Origin of the sequence: Arsukibacterium sp. (assembly GCF_018402695.1) — a bacterium.
GTDB lineage: Bacteria > Pseudomonadota > Gammaproteobacteria > Enterobacterales > Alteromonadaceae > Alishewanella.
Genome location: NZ_JAGYIM010000004.1, coordinates 1 through 1,903 on the forward strand (window position 1 = coordinate 1; position 1,903 = coordinate 1,903).

1 protein-coding gene is annotated in these 1,903 nt (G+C 51.8%); it reads left to right on the plus strand.

Annotation, left to right across the window (positions count from 1 at the left end; genetic code table 11):
* Nucleotides 1-25: 25 nt before the first annotated feature.
* On the plus strand, nt 26-1,903 hold a 1,878-nt coding region (locus KG631_RS00085), incomplete at its 3' end, for an efflux RND transporter permease subunit (RefSeq protein WP_301003500.1).

The window sequence follows — 1,903 nt, forward strand, 5'->3', positions numbered from 1 at the left end:
CCACTCTCAGTCAGGAGGCGGCACTATGATCGCCTGGTTCACGCGTCACCCGGTCGCCGCTAATTTGTTGATGCTGACCTTGTTGATCGGTGGCTGGATATCTGCCAGCCATATGCGCAAAGAAGTGTTACCTAAACTGCCTGCCAGTGAAATTACTGTCAGCGCTTATTACGAAGGCCGCAGCGGCGCACAGATAGATCAGGAGCTGGGGCAAAAAGTCATACAGGCACTGGAAGGCCTGAGTGGTATTAAATCCGTTGCCGTCACCAGCCAGCAAGACATGCTCAATGTCACCGTTAAAAAGCAACTCGACTACGATGTGCAACGGCTGTTCAGCGACGTTAAAGCCAATATTGAAAGTATTTATGACTGGCCACAACAAGCGGAAAAGCCGCAGGTTCAACTGGCGGATATGACCTTCGATGCCCTCATGGTGCAACTCCATGGCGACACCGACGATCACAGTCTGGTACAGCTGGCCAATCAGGTTAAGCAAACCCTGCTGGCTAATCCGGCGGTACATAAAATCGAACAATACGGTTTGCTGGAATACGGCGTATATATTTATCTGCAACCGGAAAAAATGCAGCTCTATGAGTTGTCGCTGACGGAGGTGGCCGAAGCCATTCACCAGCAATCCGTGCGCAGCCGTACCGGGTTGTTAAAAACCAATAACGGCCAGTTTTTATTGCAGGGCCAGCACAGTGCCGAATCATTGCAGCGTTTAAGCCAGCTGGTGGTGCGTGTCAGTGATCAGGGCCAGCGCCTGCGTTTAAGTGACGTGGCCCGCATCGAAGACGGTTTTATCGAAGGCAACTCCGAGATTCGGTTTAATCAGCAGCCCAGCATTGCCTTTGCCATTAAAATGGCGGCTAAGAGCGATGTGTTGGAAATCTCTCGCCAGGTCAAGCAAGAGGTCGCTCAACTCCGTGCTCAGCTGCCTGATAATGTCAGCCTGACGGTATGGTTTAACGCGGCCGACTACGTGCAATCAAGACTGCAATTGCTGACCGACAACGCCTGGATCGGCTTTGTGCTGGTGTTTGTGATTCTCAGTCTTTTTTTACAACTGCGCCTGGCATTCTGGGTGGCTATGGGATTGCCGGTCGCCATTGCCGGTACGTTAATCGTGCTCGGTCAGCTTGGCTTTCAGTACACCATTAACGAAGTCACCACCTTTGGATTTATTCTGGTGCTGGGCATCCTGGTGGACGATGCGGTCGTCGTTGGCGAAAGTATTTATAGCCAAAAACAAACAGCCAACCCACAAACTACCGACCCGGTGAGCGCCACCATTGCCGGTGCCAAAAAAGTCGCCCTGCCCACCACCTTTGGCGTACTCACAACCGTTGTAGCCCTGTTACCTATGACGCAGTTTCCATCGGAAACCGGGCGTCTGTTTGCCGGCTTTGCCTGGGTTATTATCGTCGCTTTATTATTTTCGCTGTTAGAATCCAAACTGATTTTACCCGCCCATTTACGTCATATCCCGCTCGGCCAAAGCCAGCGTCAAAGTCGCCTGCAGCGTTGGCGTCATCTGCCACAGCAAGGCCTGGATAGCATTCGGCAAAGACTGTACCGGCCATTATTAATCAGCGCTTTGCGCTATCGCTACGGGATGTTGTGCGTGGCTGTAGCCCTGTGCGTGTTGGTATTTGGCTATTTAAGTCTGGGCAAAATACGCAGTGTGATGTTCCCGCAAGTGCCGGGCGATTTATTGATTATGCAGGTCGATATGGAGCCTAACGCTCCGCAGGCTCTGTTGCAGCAGGCCAGCGAGCAAATAAAACAACAGCGCTTGCTTATCAACCAGCAATACCGTCAGCAAGGTATGGCCGGTGATGTGATTGAAAAAAGCATGACTATTACCCTGGAGCAGGGCCAGATTCTGGTTTTTGCCGAG